Consider the following 25,885-nt stretch of genomic DNA (forward strand, 5'->3'; position numbering starts at 1 on the left):
CTTTACAAGCTGCGAATATCAGCGAAATGACCGGTTACCGCAGCCGCGGCTGCCATTGCCGGACTGACCAGGTGCGTACGACCACCGCGCCCCTGACGACCTTCAAAGTTACGGTTACTGGTGGATGCGCAACGTTCGCCCGGGTTCAGACGGTCATTGTTCATTGCCAGGCACATAGAGCAGCCAGGTAAACGCCATTCGAAACCGGCTTCAATAAAGATCTTGTCCAGCCCTTCGGCTTCGGCCTGCGCTTTCACCGGGCCAGAGCCTGGAACCACCAGCGCCTGTACGCCCGGTGCAACTTTGCGCCCTTTGGCAACCTCTGCGGCGGCGCGTAAATCTTCAATACGTGAGTTGGTGCAGGAGCCGATAAAGACTTTATCAATGGCGACGGAGGTCAGAGGTACACCTGGCTGCAGGCCCATATAGGCCAGCGCTTTCTCTGCTGAGGCGCGCTCAACCGGATCGGCGAAGGAGGCCGGGTCCGGAATGATGTCATTAACGGAGATGACCTGACCCGGGTTAGTCCCCCAGGTGACCTGCGGGGCAATCTCTTCGGCTTGCAGCGTCACAACTGTATCGAAGGCCGCGCCGTCGTCGGTTTTCAGCGTCTTCCAGTACTCCACCGCATCGTCATAGTCTTTGCCTTTCGGCGCATGCAAACGACCTTTCACATAATTGAAGGTGGTTTCATCCGGCGCGACCAGGCCCGCTTTGGCACCCATTTCGATAGCCATATTGCACAGGGTCATACGACCTTCCATGCTCAGTGCCTGAATCGCCTCGCCACAGAATTCGACTACGTGCCCGGTACCGCCGGCGCTGCCGGTTTTGCCGATAATCGCCAGTACAATATCTTTAGCAGTAATACCTGCCGACGCTTTGCCTTTCACTTCAATTTTCATGGTCTTTGCGCGACCCTGTTTCAGGGTCTGCGTCGCCAGCACGTGCTCCACTTCGGAGGTCCCGATACCGAACGCCAGAGCACCAAACGCGCCGTGAGTGGCGGTGTGAGAGTCGCCGCAGACGATGGTCATGCCTGGCAGGGTGACACCCTGTTCAGGCCCCATCACGTGCACGATACCCTGATACGGGTGGTTCAGGTCATACAATTCAACGCCGAACTCTTTGCAGTTCTTGATCAGTTCCTGCATCTGGATACGCGCCATCTCGCCGGAGGCATTGATGTCTTTGGTCTGCGTGGAAACGTTATGATCCATGGTCGCAAAGGTCTTGCCCGGCTGACGCACCGGGCGATTATGCGCGCGCAGGCCGTCAAACGCCTGTGGCGAAGTGACTTCGTGCACCAGATGGCGGTCGATATACAACAATGGGGTTTCGTTTGGCGCTTCGTACACAACGTGCGCATCAAACAATTTTTCGTACAACGTCCTGGCCATGATTACACCCCTTCTGCGATATAACGGGCGATGATGTCACCCATCTCATCGGTACTAACAGCTGCGGCGCCACGGGCTAAATCACCGGTACGCACACCTTCTTCTAATGCGCGGTTGATGGCGCTTTCAATGGCAGTTGCCGCATCGTCGGCATCCAGGCTGTAACGCAACAGCAGTGCGAGAGAAAGAATTTGGGCTATCGGGTTCGCAATATTTTTGCCCGCGATATCCGGCGCAGAGCCGCCAGCCGGTTCGTACAGACCAAAACCTTGTTCGTTCAGGCTGGCAGACGGCAGCATGCCCATGGAACCCGTGATCATCGCACACTCATCAGAGAGGATGTCGCCGAACAGGTTGGAACACAACAACACGTCAAACTGGGACGGGTCTTTAATCAACTGCATGGTGGCGTTGTCGATATACATATGCGCCAGCTCAACGTCCGGGTATTCCTGTGCCACTTCGTTGACGATTTCACGCCACAGCAGAGAGGTCTGCAGCACGTTCGCTTTATCAATAGAATGCACTTTTTTACGGCGTTTGCGCGCAGATTCAAACGCGATACGCGCAATACGTTCAATCTCAAAACGGTGATAGACCTCGGTATCAAACGCTTTCTCGTGCTGCCCGCTGCCTTCACGGCCTTTTGGCTGACCGAAGTAAATACCGCCCGTCAGCTCGCGCACGCAGAGAATGTCAAAGCCGTTAGCGGAAATATCGGCACGCAGCGGGCAGAACTCCTCCAGCCCCTGGTACAGTTTAGCCGGACGCAGGTTGCTGAATAATTTGAAATGTTTGCGCAGCGGCAACAGAGCACCACGCTCCGGTTGCTGTGCTGGCGGCAGGTTTTCCCATTTCGGACCGCCTACGGAGCCAAACAGGATAGCGTCTGCCTGCTCGCAACCTTCCACGGTTGCCTGCGGCAGCGGATTGCCATGGCGGTCAATTGCGATGCCGCCCACATCATAGTGGCTGGTGGTAATACGCATTTCGAAACGGCTACGAACGGCGTCCAGTACTTTTAAGGCTTGCGCCATGACTTCGGGGCCAATGCCGTCACCCGGCAACACGGCAATATGATAATTCTTCGACATCACACGGTTTCCTTGTTGTTTTCTTTATTTTGAGCTTTGCGTTGCAATTCTTTTTCGACTTCTGCGGCGCGCCAGATGTTGTTCAGCACGTGTACCATCGCTTTGGCAGAGGATTCCACGATATCAGTTGCCAGACCCACACCATGGAAACGACGCCCGTTGTAAGTGACGACGATATCCACCTGACCCAGCGCGTCTTTACCCTGACCTTTAGCATTGAGATCATATTTAACCAGCTCAATGTCATAACCGGTGATGCGGTTAATCGCCTGATAAACAGCGTCTACCGGGCCGTTGCCGTTGGCGGCTTCGGCTTTCGTTTCTTCGCCACAGGCCAGCTTCACGGAGGCGGTAGCGATATCGCTGGAGCCGGACTGCACGCTAAAATAATCCAGACGGAAATGTTCCGGCTCTTCCTGCTGTTTATTGATGAACGCCAGCGCTTCCAGATCGTAATCGAAGACCTGGCCTTTTTTGTCTGCCAGTTTCAGGAATGCGTCGTACAGGTGATCCATGTTGTAGTCGGTATCTTTGTAGCCCATCTCTTCCATACGGTGTTTCACCGCCGCGCGGCCAGAACGGGACGTCAGGTTCAGTTGTACCTGGTTCAGACCGATGGATTCCGGGGTCATGATTTCGTAGTTTTCACGGTTTTTCAGCACGCCATCCTGATGGATACCGGAGGAGTGAGCAAAGGCGCCGGTGCCGACAATGGCTTTGTTCGCCGGGATTGGCATGTTGCAAATCTGGCTAACTGTCTGGCTGGTACGCCAGATTTCGTGATGATTAATGCCGGTGTGCACATTCATGATGTCTTTGCGCACTTTGATGGCCATGATGACCTCTTCCAGCGAACAGTTTCCTGCGCGCTCACCGATGCCGTTCATCGCCCCTTCAACCTGGCGTGCGCCAGCATGGACAGCGGCAATGGCGTTGCCGACAGCCAGACCTAAATCATCGTGGGTATGGACGGAGATAATGGCTTTATCGATATTTGGCACGTGTTCATACAGGCCGGTGATGATATTGGCGAATTCGAACGGCATGGTGTAGCCAACGGTGTCAGGAATATTAATGGTTTTCGCACCCGCGTTGATGGCGGCTTCAACCACACGCGCCAGGTCAGCAATCGGAGTACGGCCTGCGTCTTCGCAAGAGAATTCAACGTCGTCGGTGTAGTTACGGGCGCGCTTAATCATATAAATGGCGCGTTCAATCACTTCATCCAGCGTACTGCGCAGTTTAGTGGCGATATGCATGGGGGAGGTGGCAATAAAAGTATGGATACGGAATGCTTCGGCAACTTTCAGTGACTCAGCCGCTACATCAATATCCTTCTCGACACAGCGTGCCAGTGCACAAACACGGCTGTTTTTAACCTGACGGGCGATAGTCTGTACGGATTCGAAATCACCCGGAGAAGAGACCGGAAAGCCGACCTCCATGACGTCAACACCCATACGTTCCAGCGCCAGAGCGATCTGCAGCTTCTCTTTCACGCTCAGGCTTGCCTGTAATGCCTGTTCACCATCACGTAAGGTTGTATCAAAAATAACGACTTGCTGGCTCATGGTTTGGTCCTTATCTCTCTTCGGTCGCCTTGCTACGAGCATAAAAAAACCCGCGCCAAGGCGCGGGTTCTTAGTGTAACTGGAGGATGACTCAACGCTGAGTGTCGCCCACCGGTCTACCGCGCACATGGGATGCGTTTAGTAGTAGTAGACCGAGGAAGCGAACATTGCGAATCATTAACCATGCTCCAGATGAATGCGATTAAATGCGATATGCCATTAGTGGTACTGGATCCAGAAATCAAAGTCAACACCCGGCCCCGTAAAAGGGGGTGAAAACGGATTTGTCAGCGGATTTTATTTTAGTTAATCGTGCTGTAATTCAATGAAAACGCAAAATAAGGTATTAGTGCTATTTCATACTTGACGTTGTTTGTGCCTTTCATGAACATTTCTTTGCAGTTGGTTATATTTTTACATTTTTTATAGGGGTTTGCTATCCTGATGATTAGTCATGATTAATTTGTTGGGGTTATTGTTTTTCTTAATCAATGCGAAGAAATGATAAAATTAAGTTAAATTATATTGTTGGCGATATTGAAATATCTCTGGCGGATAGCATTTATTGCTTACTGAGGTTGTATTGTACATTCACGCTATTTATGTTTTGATTCTGGTCTGCCGTTTCATTTGTGCGGAAAAATATGATTTGATGCTTTTTAGGGAGAGTGAAAAATCCCGGCATTAAATTATCTTTATATATTCCTATTTTGCTGGATTCCTCTTTTCCTTATCTTATATGCGTGATAAATCATATTTCTTAAGGTTATTACTGCCGGGATAAATGGAATTTAGCATGATATCGGAGAAGGACATGTCAGAAGAAAAAGTTGAAAGCACTCATATTAGTGAGGTAACGAAACCGCAACTGCGTAAAGTTGATCTTAATTTGTTAACTATTTTTGATGCGGTAATGCAGGAACAAAATATCACGCGGGCGGCTCATTCTTTGGGGATGTCGCAACCGGCGGTGAGCAATGCCCTGGCCAGGCTTAAGGTCATGTTTAACGACGAGCTCTTTGTGCGCTATGGTCGAGGAATACAGCCTACGGCACGCGCCTTCCAATTGTTTGGTTCGGTCAGGCAGGCGTTACAACTCGTGCAAAATGAGCTGCCGGGATCGGGCTTTGAACCCGTGACCAGCGAGCGCGTTTTTAATCTTTGCGTGTGCAGTCCGCTTGATAATCTCCTCACTTCTGTCATCTACAATAGAGTGAATGAGGTTGCACCGAATATTCATCTGGCTTTTAAATCATCATTAAATCAAAATACAGAGCACCAACTTCGTTACCAAGAAATAGAATTTGTCATTGGCTACGATGAATTTCGTCGACCAGAATTCTCATGCGTGCCGTTGTTTAAAGATGAGATGGTTCTGGTAGCCAGTAAACAACATCCACGTATTAATGGGCCACTTCGTGAAAGTGATATTTATTGTGAACAGCACGCAGTCGTTGCGCTGGATCGTTATGCATCTTTTAGCCAGCCATGGTATGACACGACCGATAAACAAACCTGTGTTGCTTATCAGGGAATGGCATTGACGAGTGTGCTCAATGTGGTTTCTCAAACGCAACTTGTGGCGATTGCCCCGCGTTGGTTAGCCGAAGAGTTTGCCGGAAAATTAGAACTCCAGGTTTTACCTTTACCGTTAAAACTGAATAGCCGTACCTGTTATCTTTCATGGCATGAAGCGGCGGGACGGGATAAAGGCCACCAGTGGATGGAAGAGTTACTGGTCTCGGTTTGTCGCCGTTAAAAGGCATCCAATGCGTTGAATGCGCCGATGGCTGCTTTCTTCTGTTTGTCCATCCCGGCGCGAAATTTTATGCTGAGAAATTTTTCTGGCGCATTAAATCGCGCCGTAAAAATGCATGAATTACTGAGCAGGAAGTGATTCGAATGACGAATTGTCATCGTCTTTGCTTATTACAGACAATTTCACCAATTCCCGCCTGTTAACCTTATTTTTCCTCTTTTGGGGCAAGGTGAGGTGAATCGTTTGCTAATTGCCTGCCAGATTTTCAGCGGTTATGGTAACTGCCATTCATAATCAGAATGCAGGGACTTCCTGTACTGAACAGAGCGACAAGACGGAAATGCGTTCTGTCGTCAGTCGCCAAACCCAAGCCTGGAGGCAAACCATGGAGATGTTGTCTGGAGCCGAGATGGTCGTCCGCTCGCTTATCGATCAGGGCGTGAAGCAAGTATTCGGTTATCCTGGAGGCGCGGTCCTCGATATTTACGATGCGCTACATACAGTCGGTGGAATTGATCATGTCCTGGTGCGCCATGAGCAGGCTGCTGTGCATATGGCTGATGGTCTGGCAAGAGCGACCGGTGAAGTGGGCGTTGTGCTCGTCACCTCCGGGCCGGGAGCCACGAATGCCATCACCGGGATTGCAACAGCCTATATGGACTCGATTCCGTTAGTTGTTCTTTCAGGGCAGGTTGCGACCTCACTCATCGGCTATGATGCTTTCCAGGAATGTGACATGGTGGGGATATCCCGCCCGGTGGTAAAACATAGTTTCCTGGTAAAACAGACCGAAGACATTCCTGGCGTGCTGAAAAAAGCGTTCTGGCTTGCTTCCAGTGGTCGTCCAGGTCCGGTCGTCGTCGATTTACCGAAAGATATTCTCAATCCTGCGAATAAACTTCCTTATGTATGGCCGGATTCGGTGAGTATGCGCTCATATAACCCGACAACCCACGGACATAAAGGGCAAATCAAACGCGCTTTGCAAACGCTGGTAGCGGCGAAACATCCCGTTGTCTATGTGGGCGGTGGTGCGATCACGTCTGCTTGCGAACCGCAACTGCGTACGCTCGCAGAGAAATTGAATCTTCCTGTGGTCTCGTCGCTCATGGGGCTGGGAGCGTTTCCGGCATCGCATCGTCAGGCGTTGGGTATGTTGGGTATGCACGGTACCTACGAAGCCAACATGACAATGCATCACTCGGATGTGATCTTTGCCGTTGGGGTGCGCTTTGATGACCGTACAACCAACAATCTGGCGAAGTACTGCCCGAATGCCACGATTCTGCATATTGATATTGACCCGACATCGATTTCGAAAACCGTTCAGGCAGATGTGCCGATTGTTGGAGATGCCCGACTGGTACTTGAGCAGATGCTGGAGTTATTGGGGCAAGAAGAGTTTCAGCAGCCCCTGGACGATATTCGCGATTGGTGGTTGCAGATTGAGCAATGGCGTGCCCGCCAGTGCCTGAAATACGACACGCAAAGTGAGAAGATCAAACCGCAGGCGGTGATCGAAACGATCTGGCGCTTAACGAAGGGTGACGCCTACGTCACTTCGGATGTTGGCCAGCATCAGATGTTTGCGGCGCTCTATTACCGTTTTGATAAACCGCGTCGCTGGATAAACTCCGGCGGTCTGGGCACGATGGGCTTTGGTCTGCCAGCCGCGCTGGGTGTGAAAATGGCGCTCCCGGATGAAACGGTTATCTGCGTTACGGGCGACGGCAGTATCCAGATGAATATTCAGGAGTTGTCTACCGCAATGCAATATGAGCTTCCGGTGCTGGTATTGAACCTGAACAACCGTTATCTGGGGATGGTGAAGCAGTGGCAGGATATGATCTATTCGGGTCGTCATTCACAATCGTATATGCAGTCGTTACCCGATTTTGCACGCGTAGCCGAAGCTTACGGTCATGTAGGGATCAATATAACCCGTCCGGAAGAACTTGAAGCGAAGCTGATTGAGGCGCTTGAGCAGGTTAAAAATAACCGCCTGGTCTTTGTTGACGTGACCGTCGACGGTAGTGAACATGTTTATCCGATGCAGATCCGTGGCGGTGGCATGGATGAAATGTGGTTGAGCAAAACGGAGAGGACCTGATTATGCGCCGGATATTGTCTGTTTTACTGGAAAATGAATCGGGCGCGTTATCGCGCGTGATCGGTCTTTTTGCCCAGCGTGGCTATAACATTGAAAGTCTGACAGTGGCACCGACAGATGATCCTACGCTTTCGCGGATGACGATTCAGACAGTCGGGGATGCCAAAGTGCTGGAGCAAATTGAAAAGCAACTGCACAAGCTGGTGGATGTGTTACGTGTGAATGAGCTTGGGCAGGGCGCTTACGTTGAGCGCGAGATCATGCTGGTGAAAATCCAGGCCAGCGGATATGGCCGCGAAGAGGTCAAACGCAACGCGGAAATCTTCCGTGGGCAGATCATTGATGTTACGCCTTCTATTTATACGGTTCAGCTCGCCGGCACCAGTGATAAGCTTGATGCTTTTCTGGCGACCATTCGCGATGTGGCGAAAATTGTTGAGGTGGCGAGGTCTGGCGTAGTCGGTTTATCTCGCGGCGACAAAATCATGCGTTAGTGTTACGCATACGTCATTTTCCTGGCCCGGCGCTATCCGCTGGGCTTTTTTTTTGCGAAATCCGCCGGAAGCAAACACAAAAGCGGTTGCCGCAGTGTCTATTCTGCGCTTAGATGTTATGGAATTTAACCTATATCCCTAAAAAGGTTATGGAGTATCTTTTATTTTTTGAGGGGCAATTGTGAAACTGGATGAAATCGCCCGGCTAGCCGGCGTCTCACGTACCACGGCAAGCTATGTCATTAATGGAAAGGCAAAGCAATATCGTGTCAGCGATAAAACCGTCGAGAAAGTTATGGCGGTCGTACGTGAGCATAATTACCACCCGAATGCGGTGGCGGCTGGGTTGCGAGCGGGACGTACTCGCTCCATTGGGCTGGTTATTCCGGATTTGGAGAACACCAGTTATACGCGGATTGCGAATTATCTGGAACGTCAGGCGCGTCAACGCGGTTATCAACTACTTATCGCCTGCTCGGAAGATCAGCCAGATAACGAAATGCGTTGTATTGAGCATCTGCTTCAGCGCCAGGTCGACGCCATAATCGTTTCAACATCGTTGCCGCCGGAGCATCCTTTCTATCAGCGTTGGGCCAATGACGCGTTTCCAATAGTCGCACTTGACCGTGCGCTGGATCGTGAACACTTCACCAGCGTTGTCGGCGCCGATCAGGACGACTCGGAAATGCTGGCGGCGGAATTACGTAAATTCCCGGCGGAAAAAGTACTGTACCTGGGCGCGTTACCTGAGCTTTCTGTCAGCTTTCTGCGTGAACAGGGCTTCCGTACGGCCTGGAAGGACGATCCGCGCGAAGTGGATTATCTCTATGCCAATAGCTATGAGCGTGAAGCCGCTGCACAGTTATTTGAAAAGTGGCTGGAAACGCACAGCATGCCGCAGGCGCTGTTTACTACCTCTTTTGCACTGCTACAAGGTGTGCTGGACGTTACGCTACGCCGCGATGGTAAGCTACCGTCTGATCTGGCCATTGCTACTTTTGGTGATCATGAACTGCTGGACTTCCTGCAATGCCCGGTTCTGGCGGTGGCACAGCGTCATCGTGATGTTGCTGAGCGCGTGCTGGAGATTGTACTGGCAAGTCTGGACGAGCCGCGTAAACCTAAAGCGGGTTTGAGCCGTATTCGTCGCAACCTCTACCGTCGTGGTGTATTAAGCCGCGTTTAGTAATCCAATAAAGGCAGTCATTGCTGCCTTTTTGTTGCGAATGAAAGGCGATAATTAATTTTATAGCCAATTCAGATAAATCCTTATTTTTAAGGCCGTTAATTTAATTAATTTGCCTTATTTCGCCTGTGACACATTTTAAAGTAATTAAGACGTAACTGAACGTGTCCTCTGTATTACTTTGTTACATTTCCCACTGTAATCGTTGAAATAACAACCGCTTTTTGATTATGGGCTTTAACACTACGGTTTTTCTTATCGCTTCCGCGGCGCGCAAGCGCTATCTGGCACTGTTATCTGCCTGCAATATGTCTTAAAATGCCGCCCGCGTCGCAAACTGACACTTTATATTTGGCACGCATGAAATAACTGGTTTTTAACGCCCCAATGCATATTCAGTTTTTTTCTTACAAATATTCATGACGTTAATTTGCCTCATTAGTTGAGCGGTATTTCACCAAAGTGGAATGTAACCGCGAATAAGGGATCTTTTATTCTGGTTAGCCTTTGCACTGGCTTGACAAGCTTTTCCTCCGCTCCGTAAACTCCTTCGGTGGGGATTTGTGGGATAAAGTGGTGAAATAGGTCACTCAGGGGTGGGGCTGGTATGTTCCGTGGAGCTACATTAGTCAATCTCGACAGCAAAGGCCGGTTAGCCGTGCCGACCCGTTATCGGGATTTGCTGCTGGAGAAAGCTTCCGGTCAAATGGTTTGTACCATTGACATCCGTCACACCTGCCTGCTGCTTTACCCCTTACCCGAATGGGAAATTATTGAGCAAAAATTGTCGCGTCTGTCGAGCATGGATCCGCAAGAGCGCCGGGTACAACGTCTCTTGTTGGGGCATGCCAGCGAATGTCAGATGGATAACGCAGGGCGCTTATTAATCGCGCCCGTTTTGCGGCAACACGCCGGGCTGACGAAAGAAGTGATGCTGGTCGGACAGTTCAATAAGTTTGAGCTGTGGGACGAAACGACCTGGTATCAACAGGTCAAGGAAGATATCGACGCTGAGCAAACGGGTACTGAGATACTTTCAGACCGGTTGCAGGATTTGTCTCTGTAATGATGATGGAAAATTTTAAACACACAACGGTGCTACTGGATGAGGCCGTTAATGGCCTGAACATTCGTCCGGATGGCATTTACATTGATGGCACTTTTGGCCGCGGTGGTCACTCACGCCTGATCCTCTCCCAACTGGGAGCGGAAGGACGTTTGTTGGCTATTGACCGTGATCCAGAAGCGATTGCCGTCGCAAAAACCATTGATGATCCCCGCTTTTCCATCGTACATGGTCCTTTTTCCGCGCTGGCTGAGTATGTCAGCGAGCGTGGCCTCACCGGTAAGATCGACGGAATTCTGCTCGATCTTGGGGTCTCTTCTCCGCAACTCGATGATGCTGAACGCGGTTTTTCCTTTATGCGTGACGGTCCGCTTGACATGCGTATGGACCCCACGCGCGGTCAATCTGCTGCGGAGTGGTTACGAACGGCCGATGAAGCCGATATCGCATGGGTGATAAAAACCTTTGGTGAAGAGCGCTTTGGTAAACGCATCGCGCGCGCCATCGTTGAACGTAACCGTGAAGAACCGATGACCCGCACCAAAGAGCTGGCTGCGGTGGTGGCGGCAGCGACACCGGTGAAAGATAAATTTAAACATCCTGCGACCCGTACCTTCCAGGCGGTGCGCATCTGGGTAAACAGTGAACTGGAGGAGATAGAGCTGGCGCTAAAAAGCTCGATCGACGTATTGGCCCCGGGAGGGCGGCTCTCGATCATCAGTTTCCACTCGCTGGAAGACCGCATTGTAAAACGTTTTATGCGTGAACAAAGCCGCGGTCCGCAGGTTCCGGCAGGGTTACCGATGACGGAAGAGCAACTCGGGAAACTGGGTGGACGTCAGTTACGAGCACTAGGCAAGTTGATGCCGGGCGAAGAAGAAGTGGCTGAGAATCCACGTGCCCGTAGTTCAGTTCTGCGTATTGCAGAGAGGACGAACGCATGATCGGCAGAGTGTCAGAGACCCTTAGCAAAGTTAAAGTGTCGTTAGGAAGCAACGAGCGCCATGCCTTGCCTGGCGTGATCGGCGACGACCTTTTGCGATTTGGGAAACTGCCACTCTGCCTGTTCATTTGCATCATCATGACGGCGGTGACGGTTGTCACCACTTCGCATCATACCCGTCTGTTGACGGCCCAGCGTGAACAACTCGTGCTGGAGCGCGATGCGCTGGATATCGAATGGCGCAACTTGATCCTTGAAGAGAATGCGCTCGGCGATCATAGCCGGGTTGAGCGGATCGCGACCGAGAAGCTGCAAATGCAGCATGTCGATCCGTCCCAGGAAAACATTGTTGTACAGAAATAAGGAACCACGCGACGCATGAAAGCCGCAGCGGTTAAAACGCCAAAACCGAAACGCCAGGAAGAACAGGCCAGCTTTGTGAGCTGGCGTTTTGCCTTGCTTTGCGGCTGCATTTTGCTGGCGCTGGGCTTTTTGCTGGGCCGCGTCGCGTATTTGCAAATTGTAAACCCCGATATGCTGGTGCGTGAAGGGGATATGCGCTCGCTGCGCGTTCAGGAAGTCGCGACCTCGCGCGGCATGATTACCGATCGTTCCGGACGTCCGCTGGCAGTGAGTGTGCCGGTCAAAGCTATTTGGGCCGACCCGAAAGAGGTGCAGGATGCTGGCGGCGTAACGCTCGATAATCGCTGGAAAGCCCTGTCAGACGCCTTGACCATCCCGCTCGATCAGCTTTCCTCGCGCATTAATGCGAACCCGAAAGGGCGCTTTATCTACCTTGCACGTCAGGTGAACCCCGACCTTGGCGAGTACATTAAAAAGCTTAAGCTGCCGGGCATTCACCTTCGCGAAGAGTCGCGCCGTTATTACCCTTCGGGCGAAGTAACTGCTCACCTTATCGGCTTTACTAACGTCGACAGTGAAGGCATCGAAGGGGTTGAGAAAAGCTTTGATAAGTGGCTGACCGGTCAACCGGGTGAACGTATTGTACGTAAAGACCGTTATGGCCGCGTGATTGAGGATATCTCCTCCACTGACAGCCAGGCGGCGCATAACCTTGCGCTGAGCATTGACGAACGTCTCCAGGCACTGGTCTACCGCGAACTGAATAATGCGGTGGCATTTAACAAAGCGGAATCGGGCAGTGCTGTGCTGGTGGATGTGAGCACCGGCGAAGTACTGGCGATGGCGAATAGTCCATCTTACAACCCGAACAATTTTACCGGTACCGCGAAAGACGCCATGCGTAACCGCGCGATTACCGACGTCTTCGAACCGGGCTCGACGGTTAAACCCATGGTAGTGATGACTGCGCTCCAGCGCGGCGTCGTGACACCCAACACCGTGTTGAACACTATTCCTTATCGAATTAACGGCCACGAAATCAAAGACGTGGCGCGCTACAGCGAATTGACCCTGACCGGGGTACTACAGAAGTCGAGTAACGTTGGTGTTTCTAAACTGGCGTTAGCGATGCCGTCCTCAGCGTTAGTAGATACTTACTCACGTTTTGGACTGGGAAAGGCGACCAATTTGGGGTTGGTCGGAGAACGCAGTGGCTTATTTCCTCAAAAACAACGGTGGTCTGACATAGAGAGGGCCACCTTCTCTTTCGGCTACGGGCTAATGGTAACGCCGTTACAGTTAGCGCGAGTCTATGCAACCATCGGCAGCTACGGTGTGTACCGTCCGCTGTCGATAACCAAAGTTGATCCACCTGTTCCGGGCGAACGCATCTTCAATGAGTCTATCGTACGCAATGTCGTACATATGATGGAGAGCGTGGCCCTGCCGGGCGGCGGCGGTGTGAAAGCGGCGATTAAAGGCTACCGCATCGCAATTAAGACCGGTACGGCGAAGAAGGTGGGGCCGGATGGCCGCTACATCAACAAATACATTGCTTATACCGCGGGTGTTGCGCCCGCCAGTAATCCACGCTTTGCGCTGGTGGTCGTTATTAACGATCCACAAGCAGGTAAATACTACGGCGGCGCCGTTTCTGCGCCGGTGTTTGGTGCCATCATGGGCGGTGTTTTACGCACCATGAACATCGAGCCGGATGCACTGACAACGGGCGATAAGAATGAATTCGTAATTAATCAAGGCGAGGGGACAGGTGGCAGATCGTAATTTGCGCGACCTTCTTGCTCCGTGGGTGCCAGGTGCGCCGGAGCGAGCACTGCGAGAAATGACACTCGACAGCCGGGTAGCGGCGTCGGGTGATCTTTTTGTGGCAGTAGTGGGTCATCAGGCGGACGGGCGTCGATATATCCCGCAGGCGATTGCGCAAGGTGTGGCTGCCATTATTGCCGAGGCGAAAGATGAGGCTACTGACGGCGAAATTCGCGAGATGCACGGCGTTCCGGTTATCTATCTGAGCCAGTTAAATGAGCGTCTTTCTGCTCTGGCGGGGCGTTTTTATAACGAGCCTTCTGAGCAACTGCGTCTGATTGGTGTGACCGGCACTAACGGTAAAACCACGACTACGCAATTGCTGGCGCAATGGAGCCAATTGCTTGGCGAAACCAGCGCGGTAATGGGCACTGTGGGGAATGGCCTGTTGGGCAAAGTTATCCCATCGGAAAATACCACCGGTTCCGCCGTTGACGTACAGCATGTGATTGCAAGCCTTGCTCAGCAAGGCGCAACTTTCGCCGCGATGGAAGTCTCCTCTCACGGTCTGGTTCAACACCGCGTGGCGGCGTTGAAATTCGCCGCGTCTGTCTTCACGAACCTTAGCCGCGATCATCTGGACTATCACGGTGATATGGCCAATTACGAAGCGGCTAAATGGCTGCTGTTTTCTGCTCACCATTTCGGCCAGGCCATCGTCAATGCGGATGATGAAGTCGGACGCCGTTGGTTAGCAAAACTGCCTGATGCGGTCGCCGTGTCGATGGAAGACCATATTAACCCGAATTGCTATGGCCGCTGGCTGAAAGCAACCGAGGTGGTGTACCACGACAGCGGCGCGACTATCCGCTTTGCCTCCTCCTGGGGCGAGGGCGAGATTGAAAGCCGTCTGATGGGCGCCTTTAACGTCAGCAACCTGCTGCTCGCGCTCTCGACACTGCTGGCGCTGGGCTATCCGCTGACCGATTTAATCAATACTGGCGCACGTCTGCAGCCGGTATGCGGGCGTATGGAAGTGTTCAGCGCGCCGGGTAAACCGACCGTGGTGGTGGATTATGCCCACACGCCGGATGCGCTGGAAAAAGCGCTGCAGGCAGCACGACTGCACTGCACCGGAAATCTGTGGTGTGTATTTGGCTGCGGTGGCGATCGTGATAAAGGCAAACGTCCGCTGATGGGCGCAATTGCCGAACAGTTCGCTGATATTCCGGTCGTGACGGATGACAATCCGCGTACCGAAGAGCCGCGCGCCATCATCGACGATATTCTGGCGGGCATGCTCGATCCGGGCCGCGCACATGTGATGGAAGGCCGCGCAGAAGCGGTTACCAACACCATCATGCAAGCGAAAGAAAATGACGTTGTCCTGCTCGCAGGTAAAGGACACGAAGATTATCAGATTGTCGGTAGCCACCGTCTCGATTATTCAGACCGTGTAACCGCGGCGCGTCTGTTGGGAGTCCTCGCATGATTAGCGTAACGCTTAGCCAGCTCAGCGGCATTTTGCATGGCGAACTGCATGGTGCAGACGCAACCATTGAGGCGGTCACTACGGACACCCGCAAGCTGACCTCTGGTTGCCTGTTTGTGGCGCTGAAAGGCGAACGTTTCGATGCCCACGATTTCGCTGATAAAGCAAAAGAGGGCGGTGCTGGCGCGCTGTTAGTCAATCGCAAACTGGATATCGACCTGCCGCAACTGGTGGTGAAGGATACCCGTCTCGCCTTTGGCGAACTGGCAGCCTGGGTTCGCCAGCAGGTTCCTGCTCGCGTTGTGGCGCTGACCGGCTCGTCTGGCAAAACCTCGGTGAAAGAGATGACGGCCGCCATTCTCAGCGAATGTGGCAATACGCTCTATACCGCCGGGAACCTGAACAATGACATCGGTGTGCCGATGACCCTGCTGCGCCTGACACATGAACATCAGTATGCAGTGATTGAACTTGGCGCTAATCACCAGGGAGAAATCGCCTGGACTGTGTCGCTGACCCGCCCGGAAGCGGCGCTGGTTAACAATCTTGCGGCAGCGCATCTTGAAGGGTTTGGTTCTCTGGCCGGGGTGGCAAAGGCTAAAGGCGAGATTTATACCGGCCTGCCTGCCAACGGCATCGCCATTATGAATGCCGATAACAATGACTGGCTGAACTGGCAAAACATCATTGGCGATCGCAAAGTCTGGCGTTTCTCGCCAAATGCCGCCAACAGCGATTTTACCGCGACCAATATTCATGTGACCTCCCACGGTACTGAATTTACGCTGCAAACCCCAACGGGCGGTATTGATGTCACGTTGCCATTACCTGGGCGCCACAATATCGCGAATGCGCTGGCCGCAACCGCGCTGGCGATGGCGGTAGGGGCACCGCATGACGCAGTGAAAAAAGGTCTGGCAAATCTGAAAGCTGTTCCGGGGCGTCTTTTCCCGGTGCAACTTGGTGAAAACCAATTACTGCTGGACGACAGCTACAACGCGAACGTGGGGTCGATGACGGCGGCAGCGCATGTGTTAGCTGAAATGCCAGGCTATCGGGTCATGGTGGTCGGCGACATGGCGGAATTGGGTGATGAAAGCGAGGCGTGTCACATTCAGGTGGGTGACACGGCAAAAGCTGTTGGTATCGACCGTGTGTTAAGCGTCGGCAAGCTCAGTAAAGCTATCAGTGATGCCAGTGGTGTTGGCGAGCATTTTGATGATAAGGCGGCAATGATTGCGCGTTTAGAGGCGCTGATTGCCGAGAAGCAAATTATTACCATTTTGGTGAAAGGTTCACGTAGTGCCGCCATGGAAGAGGTCGCACGCGCATTACAGGAGAAAAGGGCATGTTAGTTTGGCTGGCCGAACATTTGGTCAAATATTATTCTGGCTTTAACGTCTTCTCCTATTTGACGTTTCGCGCCATCGTCAGCCTGCTGACTGCGCTCTTCATCTCTTTATGGATGGGGCCGCGCATGATTGCCCGTCTGCAAAAACTCTCTTTTGGCCAGGTCGTGCGTAACGATGGCCCTGAGTCGCATTTCAGTAAACGCGGTACGCCGACCATGGGCGGCATCATGATTCTGACAGCGATCGTGGTTTCTGTGCTGCTGTGGGCTTACCCGTCCAATCCATACGTCTGGTGCGTTCTGGTTGTCCTGGTTGGCTACGGCATTATTGGTTTTGTCGATGACTACCGCAAAGTGGTGCGCAAAGACACGAAAGGCCTGATTGCGCGCTGGAAATATTTCTGGATGTCGGTGATTGCTCTGGGCGTCGCCTTTGCATTGTACCTTGCAGGCAACGATACCCCCGCTACGCAACTGGTGGTGCCGTTCTTTAAAGATGTTATGCCGCAATTGGGCATTTTCTACATCCTGCTGGCTTATTTCGTGATTGTGGGAACAGGTAACGCGGTCAACCTGACTGACGGCCTGGATGGTCTGGCGATTATGCCCACCGTGTTTGTGGCGGCGGGTTTTGCGTTAGTGGCCTGGGCGACAGGTAACATGAACTTTGCCAGTTATCTGCACATTCCGTATCTGCGTCATGCGGGCGAACTGGTTATCGTCTGTACGGCAATTGTCGGCGCGGGGCTGGGATTTCTGTGGTTTAACACCTATCCGGCTCAGGTCTTTATGGGGGATGTGGGCTCGCTGGCGTTAGGCGGCGCACTGGGCATTATCGCCGTGCTGCTGCGTCAGGAATTCCTGTTGGTCATTATGGGCGGCGTCTTCGTCGTCGAAACCCTGTCTGTCATTTTGCAGGTTGGGTCGTTCAAATTGCGTGGTCAGCGTATTTTCCGTATGGCGCCGATTCACCATCACTATGAACTGAAAGGCTGGCCGGAGCCGCGCGTTATTGTGCGCTTCTGGATTATTTCGCTGATGCTGGTCCTGATTGGCCTGGCAACGCTCAAGGTACGTTAATCATGGCAGATTACCAGGGTAAAAAAGTCGTCATTATTGGTCTTGGTCTGACGGGACTCTCGTGCGTGGAATTTTTCCGCGCGCGCGGCGTAACGCCGAAAGTGATGGATACCCGCGTTTCGCCTCCGGGGTTGGATAAGCTCCCGGAAGAGGTGGAGCGCTATCTTGGTGGTCTGAATGATGACTGGCTGCTGGCGGCCGATCTGATCGTCGCGAGCCCTGGGATCGCACTGGCGCATCCGTCGCTGAGCGCAGCGGCAGATGCGGGCGTAGAGATCGTTGGCGATATTGAGCTTTTTTGCCGTGAAGCGCAGGCGCCGATCGTGGCGATCACCGGGTCGAATGGCAAAAGCACAGTCACCACGCTGGTTGGCGAAATGGCGAAATCCGCCGGCAAGAACGTCGGCGTTGGCGGCAATATTGGCCTGCCCGCGCTGATGCTGTTGGAATCTGCCTGCGATCTTTACGTGTTGGAACTTTCGAGCTTCCAGCTTGAAACCACATCCAGCCTGCATGCGGCGGCGGCGACCATCCTCAACGTTACCGAAGATCATATGGACAGGTATCCGTTTGGTCTCCAGCAGTACCGTGCGGCGAAACTGCGTGTTTATGAAAATGCGAAGGTTTGCGTGGTGAATGCAGATGACGCGCTGACCATGCCAGTGCGTGGTGCGGATGAGCGCTGCGTCAGCTTTGGCATGGATGTCGGTGATTACCATCTCAATCGCCAGCAGGGGGAAACCTGGCTGCGCGTGAAAGGTGAGAAGGTGCTGAACGTTAAAGAAATGAAGCTTAGCGGCCAGCACAATTATACGAACGCGCTGGCGGCGCTGGCTCTGGCCGATGCCGTGGGGTTACCGCGCGCCAGCAGCCTGAAAGCGTTGACCACGTTTACTGGTCTGGCGCACCGCTTCCAGTTGGCGCTGGAGCACAACGGCGTGCGCTGGATTAACGATTCCAAAGCGACCAATGTCGGCAGTACTGAGGCGGCACTGAACGGCCTGCATGTAGATGGCACTCTGCACCTGCTGCTCGGTGGCGACGGTAAATCGGCGGATTTCTCTCCGCTCAAACGTTATCTCCAAGGCAGTAATGTTCGCTTGTATTGCTTTGGCCGTGACGGCGCAGAACTGGCTACGTTGCGTCCGGAAATTACCGATCAAACACAGGATATGGAACAGGCGATGCGCCTGATTGCGACGCGTGTGCAACCGGGCGATATGGTGTTGTTATCACCCGCCTGCGCCAGCCTTGATCAATTTAAGAATTTTGAACAGCGTGGCGATGTCTTTACCCGCCTGGCGCAGGAGTTAGGTTGATGCGTTTAAGTCTCCCCCGCCCGAGAATGCCGCACCTGCCAGGATTTAGGATCCTGAGCTGGTTATTTGGGGCATTAAAAGGTTGGGTGATGGGCTCACGCCAGAAGGACAATGACAGCCTGGTCATGTACGACCGCACGCTGTTCTGGCTGACGCTGGGTCTGGCGGCGATCGGATTCATCATGGTGACTTCGGCATCGATGCCGGTAGGGCAGCGACTGACGGCGGACCCGTTTTTCTTTGCCAAACGCCATGCGCTGTATCTGTTTCTGGCGTTTTGTCTGGGGCTGGTAACGCTGCGATTGCCGATGGAGTTCTGGCAGCGCTGGAGCTCGGTAATGCTGGTGGCCGCCATTGTCATGCTGCTGGTAGTTCTGGTTGTGGGTAGCTCAATCAACGGGGCATCGCGCTGGATTGACCTTGGGGTAATGCGTTTCCAGCCTGCGGAATTTACCAAGCTGTCGCTGTTTTGTTATCTGGCGAACTACCTGGTGCGTAAGGTTGATGAGGTGCGCAATAACTTGCGCGGCTTCCTTAAACCGATGGGCGTCATTATGGTGCTCGCCGTGCTGCTGCTGGCACAGCCTGACCTCGGGACCGTGGTTGTGCTCTTTATTACCACGCTGGCGATGTTATTCCTGGCGGGGGCAAAACTGTGGCAGTTCATCGCCATTATCGGCTCTGGTATTGCAGCGGTGATTTTGCTGATTTTGGCTGAGCCATACCGTATTCGTCGTGTGACATCGTTCTGGAATCCCTGGGACGATCCGTTTGGTAGCGGCTACCAGCTAACGCAGTCGCTGATGGCATTTGGTCGCGGTGAGCTGTGGGGGCAGGGGCTTGGGAACTCGGTACAAAAGCTGGAATATCTGCCCGAAGCACATACTGACTTCATCTTCGCCATTATCGGCGAAGAACTGGGTTATATCGGTGTGGTACTGGCACTTTTAATGGTATTCTTCGTCGCTTTCCGCGCCATGTCCATCGGACGCAAGGCGCTGGAAATCGATCAGCGGTTTTCGGGTTTCCTGGCCTGTTCGATCGGCATTTGGTTCAGCTTCCAGGCATTAGTAAACGTTGGCGCAGCCGCAGGTATGCTGCCGACTAAAGGGCTGACTTTGCCGCTCATCAGTTATGGCGGCTCCAGTTTATTGATTATGTCGACGGCCATCATGCTGTTGTTACGTATTGATTATGAAACGCGTCTGGAAAAAGCCCAGGCGTTTACACGAGGTTCACGATGAGCGGTCAAGCGAAGCGGTTAATGGTGATGGCAGGCGGTACCGGCGGGCATGTGTTCCCCGGGCTTGCGGTTGCGCACCATTTAATGGATCAGGGCTGGCAAGTGCGCTGGCTCGGAACCGCCGATCGCATGGAAGCCGACCTGGTACCGAAACACGGTATCGAGATTGACTTCATCCGTATCTCCGGCCTTCGCGGCAAAGGGGTGAAAGCCCTGCTGCTTGCGCCGTTGAGAATTTTTAAAGCCTGGCGTCAGGCGCGCGCCATTATGCAGCGCTTCAAGCCAGACGTAGTGCTGGGCATGGGCGGTTATGTCTCTGGCCCAGGCGGGCTAGCCGCATGGTCGCTAGGTATTCCCGTCGTGCTGCATGAGCAAAACGGTATCGCAGGGCTGACCAACAAATGGCTGGCGAAGATCGCCACCAAAGTCATGCAGGCCTTCCCGGGCGCATTCCCGAAAGCCGAGGTGGTAGGTAACCCGGTCCGTGTGGATGTACTGGCGCTGCCATTGCCGCAAGAACGATTGCCGGGCCGTGAAGGGCCGGTGCGGGTTCTTGTGGTGGGTGGTTCGCAGGGGGCGCGCGTACTGAATCAGACGATGCCGCAGGTCGCGGCAAAACTGGGCAGCGCGGTGACTATCTGGCATCAGAGTGGAAAGGGGGCTCAGCAAACCGTTGAGCAGGCCTACGCCGATGCTGGTCAGCCTCAGCATAAAGTGACCGAATTTATTGATGATATGGCGCAGGCCTATGCCTGGGCAGATGTTGTGGTATGCCGCTCTGGCGCACTGACGGTCAGTGAGATCGCTGCCGCAGGCCTGCCTGCGTTATTTGTTCCATTCCAGCATAAGGATAGACAGCAGTACTGGAATGCGCTGCCGCTGGAAAAAGCGGGTGCGGCGAAGATTCTGGAGCAGCCGCAATTTACGGTCGATGCCGTGGCAGAGACACTTGCAGGCTGGAACCGGGAAGCATTACTGGAAATGGCCGAGCGCGCACGCGCCGCCGCCATTCCCGATGCCACTGAACGAGTGGCAAAAGAAGTGAGTCTTGCAGCACAGGCTTAATACTGGCGACGCCTTTTGCGTCGCGCGAATTTGAAGTGGTAGATGGCGTTTAGAGAATGAATACACAACAACTGGCGAAACTGCGTTCAATCGTGCCCGAGATGCGTCGCGTCCGGCACATTCACTTTGTCGGCATTGGCGGTGCTGGCATGGGCGGTATTGCCGAAGTTTTGGCTAACGAAGGCTATCAAATCAGCGGTTCTGATTTGGCGCCGAATCCGGTAACGCAGCAGTTGGCGTCGCTTGGCGCGACAATCTATTTCAACCATCGCCCGGAGAACGTTAGCGATGCGAGTGTTGTCGTTGTGTCCAGCGCGATTGCAGCGGATAACCCGGAAATCGTAGCCGCGAATGAAGCGCGCATCCCGGTGATTCGCCGTGCCGAAATGCTGGCAGAGTTGATGCGCTTTCGCCACGGTATCGCTATCGCTGGTACGCATGGCAAAACGACAACCACGGCTATGGTTGCCAGCATTTACGCCGAAGGCGGGCTTGATCCTACCTTCGTGAATGGCGGTCTGGTGAAAGCGGCAGGCGTACATGCGCGTCTGGGCAATAGCCGTTATCTGATTGCGGAAGCAGACGAGAGTGATGCGTCATTCCTCCATCTGCAACCGATGGTGGCGATTGTCACCAATATCGAAGCTGACCATATGGACACCTACCAGGGTGACTTCGAGAATTTAAAAACGACGTTTATCAACTTCTTGCACAACCTGCCGTTCTATGGTCGCGCGGTGATGTGCGTGGACGATCCGGTTATTCGCGAATTATTACCGCGAGTGGGTCGTCAGCTCACTACCTACGGCTTTAGCCAGGATGCGGATGTACGCATTGAAAACTATCAACAGAAAGGCGCGCAAGGGCATTTCACCCTGATTCGCCAGGATAAGCCGGAACTGCATGTCACGCTCAATGCGCCGGGCCGCCATAACGCGCTTAATGCAGCGGCTGCGGTCGCGGTGGCGACTGAGGAAGGCATCGATGACGAAGATATTCTGAGCGCGCTGGAGAGCTTCCAGGGCACCGGTCGTCGTTTTGATTTCCTGGGTGAGTTTCCGCTGGAACCCGTTAACGGTAAACCAGGGACTGCCATGCTGGTGGATGATTACGGTCATCACCCGACGGAAGTGGATGCCACCATTAAAGCGGCACGCGCGGGCTGGCCGGATAAAAATCTGGTGATGGTCTTCCAGCCGCATCGCTTTACCCGTACGCGCGATCTGTATGACGATTTTGCCAATGTTCTGACCCAGGTCGATTCGCTGCTGATGCTGGATGTTTACTCTGCGGGCGAAACGCCGATTCCGGGAGCGGACAGCCGTTCCCTGTGCCGTACCATTCGCGGTCGTGGAAAAATCGACCCGATTCTGGTGTCCGATCCGGCTCAAACCGCGGCAATGCTGGCTCCGGTTCTGACCGGTAATGATTTGATTCTGATTCAGGGCGCAGGCAATGTCGGTAAGATTGCGCGTCAACTGGCGGAAGTGAAACTCAAGCCGCAACAGGAGGACGAGCGCAATGGCTGATAAAGTCGCGGTCCTGCTGGGCGGGGTTTCTGCTGAGCGTGAGGTGTCATTAAACTCCGGCGCTGCGGTGCTTGCGGGTTTACGTGAGGGGGGCGTTGATGCCCACCCGATTGACCCGCGTGATGTGGATGTCACTCGCCTGAAAGCGATGGGCTTCGATAAGGCATTCATTGCGCTGCACGGGCGTGGCGGTGAAGACGGTACGCTGCAAGGATTGCTGGAGATAACAGGGGTGCCCTATACCGGCAGCGGTGTTATGGCGTCGGCAATCTCAATGGATAAATTGCGCAGTAAATTGCTCTGGCAAGGTGCAGGGTTACCGGTCGCCCCGTGGGTTGCATTAACACGCAGCGAATTTGAATCGGGACTCAATAACGACGTTATTCAGCGCATTGATGCGTTAGGTTTACCGGTTATCGTTAAACCGAGCCGTGAAGGCTCAAGTGTCGGAATGTCAAAAGTTGAAGAATCTGGTGCGTTAACGGCTGCGTTAGCGCTTGCCTTTCAACATGATGATGAAGTTCTTATCGAAAAATGGCTAAGTGGACCCGAATTTACAGTTGCCATGCTCGGAAAAGAAATTTTACCGTCAATTCGCATTCAGCCCGCTGGAACCTTCTATGATTATGAGGCGAAGTATCTCTCTGATGAGACAAAATATTTCTGTCCTTCAGGTCTGGAAGCAGAAGATGAGGCCAATTTACAAAACCTGGTACTGAAAGCCTGGCGTGCGCTGGGATGTCGGGGCTGGGGAAGAATTGACGCTATGTTAGACAGTGATGGGCAGTTTTATCTGCTGGAAGCCAATACCGCGCCGGGTATGACGAGTCATAGCCTGGTCCCGATGGCAGCGCGACAGGCGGGGTTAACCTTCTCGCAGTTGGTCGTGCGAATTCTGGAACTGGCGGAGTGATATGTCTCAGGCTGCGCTGAACACGAGAAATCGCGATGTCGAGGAAATGCCTTCCTCCCGTCGTAATAATGGAACGCGTCTTGCAGGAATACTGTTCCTGCTGACGGTGTTGTGTACCGTGTTGGCTAGCGGCTGGGTAGTCCTGGGCTGGATGGAAGATGCGCAACGTTTACCGTTGTCGAAGCTGGTGCTGACAGGCGATCGTCATTACACCCGCAACGATGACATTCGCCAGTCAATTCTGGCGCTTGGCGCACCCGGTACGTTTATGACGCAGGATGTCAATATTATCCAGAGCCAGATTGAACGTCTGCCCTGGATAAAGCAGGCGAGTGTCAGAAAGCAATGGCCTGATGAATTGAAGATTCATCTGGTTGAATATGTGCCCATAGCACGTTGGAATGATCAGCATATGGTGGACATGGACGGTAATTCGTTCAGCGTTCCTGCGGATCGAACCAGCAAGCAGGTTTTACCCATGCTGTATGGCCCGGAAGGGAGTGAGAGCGAAGTTTTACAGGGCTTCCATGACATGGGGCAGGTGCTGGCGAAGGATAAATTCACGTTGAAAGAGGCGGCGATGACTGCCCGGCGGTCGTGGCAGGTGACGCTAAATAACGATATTAAGCTCAACCTCGGCCGTGGCGATACGATGAAACGCCTGGCGCGCTTTGTCGAACTGTATCCGGTTCTGCAACAGCAGGCGCAGGCGGATCACAAAGAAATCAGTTACGTGGATTTACGCTATGACTCTGGCGCGGCGGTAGGTTGGAAGCCGGCCCCAGTTCAGGACCCTAATCAGCAACAGAATCAGGCACAGGCAGAACAATAATGATCAAGGCGACGGACAGAAAACTGGTAGTAGGACTGGAGATTGGTACCGCGAAGGTAGCCGCTTTGGTAGGGGAAGTTCTGCCCGACGGTATGATCAATATCATCGGAGTGGGAAGCTGCCCGTCCCGTGGTATGGATAAAGGTGGCGTTAACGACCTGGAATCTGTGGTGAAATGCGTTCAGCGCGCCATCGATCAGGCCGAATTGATGGCCGATTGCCAGATTTCCTCTGTGTATCTGGCGTTATCGGGTAAACATATTAGCTGCCAGAATGAAATTGGTATGGTGCCGATTTCAGAAGAGGAAGTGACGCAGGAAGATGTAGAAAATGTGGTGCACACGGCGAAATCGGTGCGTGTGCGTGATGAACACCGCGTTCTGCATGTCATTCCTCAGGAATATGCCATTGATTACCAGGAAGGTATCAAAAACCCGGTAGGTCTTTCGGGTGTGCGTATGCAGGCGAAAGTACATCTGATTACTTGCCATAACGATATGGCGAAAAACATTGTTAAAGCCGTGGAACGTTGTGGTCTGAAAGTTGACCAACTTATTTTCGCCGGACTGGCGTCCAGTTATTCCGTATTGACGGAAGATGAACGTGAGCTGGGTGTCTGCGTTGTAGACATCGGTGGTGGTACAATGGACATGGCCGTTTATACAGGCGGAGCGCTGCGCCATACGAAAGTGATCCCGTATGCGGGGAATGTCGTGACCAGCGATATCGCTTATGCGTTCGGTACGCCACCCAGCGATGCAGAAGCCATTAAAGTTCGCCATGGTTGCGCACTGGGCTCCATTGTAGGTAAAGACGAAAGCGTCGAAGTACCGAGTGTAGGTGGGCGTCCACCACGCAGTTTGCAGCGCCAGACGCTGGCCGATGTGATTGAGCCGCGTTATACCGAGTTGCTCAATCTGGTGAATGATGAGATTTTGCAGTTACAAGAGCAGCTTCGTCAGCAAGGGGTGAAACATCATCTGGCGGCGGGGATTGTGTTAACGGGCGGAGCAGCGCAAATTGAAGGTCTTGCGGCCTGTGCTCAGCGCGTATTCCATACGCAGGTGCGTATTGGTGCGCCGCTCAATATTACAGGTTTAACGGATTACGCCCAGGAGCCGTACTACTCAACGGCGGTGGGATTGCTGCACTACGGGAAAGAAACCCATCTCAGTGGTGAAGCAGAAGTGGAAAAACGTGCATCAGTCGGCTCGTGGTTTAAACGAATCAACAGCTGGCTGCGTAAAGAATTTTAATTTTCAGAGACCGAAAACATTAGCGGTCTCAGGCGACAGGCACAAAACGGAG

The 25,885-nt window shown here is 53.2% G+C and carries 22 protein-coding genes; 18 read left to right on the top strand and 4 right to left on the bottom strand.

What is annotated here, in order from left to right; translation table 11 throughout:
* Positions 1 to 2: 2 nt before the first annotated feature.
* The 4 genes from leuC to leuL all read right to left on the bottom strand — a co-directional run bounded on the left by leuC (position 3) and on the right by leuL (position 4,243).
* Positions 3 to 1,400 carry a 3-isopropylmalate dehydratase large subunit gene (gene leuC / locus IP582_RS03710; protein WP_193795120.1) on the bottom strand — a complete coding sequence of 466 codons (1,398 nt, stop codon included), beginning with the start codon at positions 1,398 to 1,400 and terminating at the stop codon, positions 3 to 5.
* Positions 1,401 to 1,402: 2 nt separating this feature from the next.
* Entirely contained in the window at positions 1,403 to 2,494 is a 1,092-nt protein-coding gene (leuB, locus tag IP582_RS03715) for a 3-isopropylmalate dehydrogenase (protein ID WP_039078353.1), read from the bottom strand.
* Entirely contained in the window at positions 2,494 to 4,065 is a 1,572-nt protein-coding gene (gene leuA / locus IP582_RS03720; RefSeq protein WP_071193643.1) for a 2-isopropylmalate synthase, read from the bottom strand. Before leuA ends, leuB begins: the two co-directional genes overlap by 1 nt.
* Before the next feature lie 91 nt (positions 4,066 to 4,156).
* Positions 4,157 to 4,243, bottom strand: a complete 87-nt coding sequence (gene leuL / locus IP582_RS25525; protein ID WP_103244949.1) for a leu operon leader peptide — start codon at positions 4,241 to 4,243, stop codon at positions 4,157 to 4,159.
* A 636-nt stretch (positions 4,244 to 4,879) separates the two neighbouring features.
* Here leuL and leuO point away from each other — a divergent pair.
* From leuO to ftsA, 18 genes are all read left to right on the top strand, one after another.
* A complete protein-coding gene (leuO, locus tag IP582_RS03730; RefSeq protein WP_193795121.1) occupies positions 4,880 to 5,824 on the top strand; it encodes a transcriptional regulator LeuO in 945 nt (314 codons plus the stop codon).
* A gap of 385 nt (positions 5,825 to 6,209) precedes the next feature.
* On the top strand, positions 6,210 to 7,934 hold the full coding sequence (ilvI, locus tag IP582_RS03735) for an acetolactate synthase 3 large subunit (RefSeq protein ID WP_193795122.1): 1,725 nt from the start codon (positions 6,210 to 6,212) through the stop codon (positions 7,932 to 7,934).
* A gap of 2 nt (positions 7,935 to 7,936) precedes the next feature.
* On the top strand, positions 7,937 to 8,428 hold the full coding sequence (gene ilvN / locus IP582_RS03740) for an acetolactate synthase small subunit (protein ID WP_039078357.1): 492 nt from the start codon (positions 7,937 to 7,939) through the stop codon (positions 8,426 to 8,428).
* Between the two features lie 181 nt (positions 8,429 to 8,609).
* The gene (gene cra, locus IP582_RS03745; RefSeq protein ID WP_039078358.1) at positions 8,610 to 9,614 is read left to right on the top strand and encodes a catabolite repressor/activator; all 1,005 of its coding nucleotides are present in this window, start codon (positions 8,610 to 8,612) and stop codon (positions 9,612 to 9,614) included.
* 607 nt (positions 9,615 to 10,221) lie between these two features.
* Positions 10,222 to 10,680 carry a division/cell wall cluster transcriptional repressor MraZ gene (gene mraZ, locus IP582_RS03750; protein WP_039078359.1) on the top strand — a complete coding sequence of 153 codons (459 nt, stop codon included), beginning with the start codon at positions 10,222 to 10,224 and terminating at the stop codon, positions 10,678 to 10,680.
* Positions 10,681 to 10,682: 2 nt separating this feature from the next.
* Positions 10,683 to 11,624: a 16S rRNA (cytosine(1402)-N(4))-methyltransferase RsmH gene (gene rsmH / locus IP582_RS03755; protein WP_193796176.1), complete on the top strand. Its 942-nt coding sequence runs from the start codon at positions 10,683 to 10,685 to the stop codon at positions 11,622 to 11,624.
* Positions 11,621 to 11,986, top strand: a complete 366-nt coding sequence (gene ftsL, locus IP582_RS03760; RefSeq protein WP_039078360.1) for a cell division protein FtsL — start codon at positions 11,621 to 11,623, stop codon at positions 11,984 to 11,986. The genes rsmH and ftsL overlap by 4 nt, the downstream gene beginning before the upstream one ends.
* A 15-nt stretch (positions 11,987 to 12,001) precedes the next feature.
* Complete coding sequence (locus tag IP582_RS03765; protein ID WP_039078361.1) at positions 12,002 to 13,771, top strand: peptidoglycan glycosyltransferase FtsI; 1,770 nt, start codon at positions 12,002 to 12,004, stop codon at positions 13,769 to 13,771.
* Positions 13,758 to 15,245, top strand: a complete 1,488-nt coding sequence (murE, locus tag IP582_RS03770) for a UDP-N-acetylmuramoyl-L-alanyl-D-glutamate--2,6-diaminopimelate ligase (RefSeq protein ID WP_193795123.1) — start codon at positions 13,758 to 13,760, stop codon at positions 15,243 to 15,245. The genes IP582_RS03765 and murE overlap by 14 nt, the downstream gene beginning before the upstream one ends.
* Entirely contained in the window at positions 15,242 to 16,600 is a 1,359-nt protein-coding gene (gene murF, locus IP582_RS03775; protein WP_193795124.1) for a UDP-N-acetylmuramoyl-tripeptide--D-alanyl-D-alanine ligase, read from the top strand. Before murE ends, murF begins: the two co-directional genes overlap by 4 nt.
* Positions 16,594 to 17,676, top strand: coding sequence for a phospho-N-acetylmuramoyl-pentapeptide-transferase (gene mraY, locus IP582_RS03780; protein ID WP_039078364.1), 1,083 nt, complete (start codon positions 16,594 to 16,596; stop codon positions 17,674 to 17,676). The genes murF and mraY overlap by 7 nt, the downstream gene beginning before the upstream one ends.
* A 2-nt stretch (positions 17,677 to 17,678) precedes the next feature.
* Complete coding sequence (murD, locus tag IP582_RS03785; RefSeq protein WP_193795125.1) at positions 17,679 to 18,995, top strand: UDP-N-acetylmuramoyl-L-alanine--D-glutamate ligase; 1,317 nt, start codon at positions 17,679 to 17,681, stop codon at positions 18,993 to 18,995.
* Positions 18,995 to 20,239, top strand: coding sequence for a cell division protein FtsW (ftsW, locus tag IP582_RS03790; RefSeq protein WP_193795126.1), 1,245 nt, complete (start codon positions 18,995 to 18,997; stop codon positions 20,237 to 20,239). The genes murD and ftsW overlap by 1 nt, the downstream gene beginning before the upstream one ends.
* Positions 20,236 to 21,303, top strand: a complete 1,068-nt coding sequence (gene murG / locus IP582_RS03795) for an undecaprenyldiphospho-muramoylpentapeptide beta-N-acetylglucosaminyltransferase (protein ID WP_193795127.1) — start codon at positions 20,236 to 20,238, stop codon at positions 21,301 to 21,303. The genes ftsW and murG overlap by 4 nt, the downstream gene beginning before the upstream one ends.
* Before the next feature lie 56 nt (positions 21,304 to 21,359).
* Positions 21,360 to 22,832, top strand: coding sequence for a UDP-N-acetylmuramate--L-alanine ligase (gene murC, locus IP582_RS03800; RefSeq protein ID WP_039078368.1), 1,473 nt, complete (start codon positions 21,360 to 21,362; stop codon positions 22,830 to 22,832).
* On the top strand, positions 22,825 to 23,745 hold the full coding sequence (locus IP582_RS03805; RefSeq protein ID WP_108702036.1) for a D-alanine--D-alanine ligase: 921 nt from the start codon (positions 22,825 to 22,827) through the stop codon (positions 23,743 to 23,745). Before murC ends, IP582_RS03805 begins: the two co-directional genes overlap by 8 nt.
* Position 23,746: 1 nt before the next feature.
* Complete coding sequence (gene ftsQ / locus IP582_RS03810) at positions 23,747 to 24,577, top strand: cell division protein FtsQ (RefSeq protein ID WP_039078370.1); 831 nt, start codon at positions 23,747 to 23,749, stop codon at positions 24,575 to 24,577.
* On the top strand, positions 24,577 to 25,833 hold the full coding sequence (gene ftsA / locus IP582_RS03815; protein ID WP_039078371.1) for a cell division protein FtsA: 1,257 nt from the start codon (positions 24,577 to 24,579) through the stop codon (positions 25,831 to 25,833). The genes ftsQ and ftsA overlap by 1 nt, the downstream gene beginning before the upstream one ends.
* The last annotated feature ends 52 nt before the right edge of the window (positions 25,834 to 25,885 follow it).

This window comes from Citrobacter sp. BDA59-3 (assembly GCF_015167655.1).
GTDB classification, from domain to species: domain Bacteria; phylum Pseudomonadota; class Gammaproteobacteria; order Enterobacterales; family Enterobacteriaceae; genus Phytobacter; species Phytobacter diazotrophicus.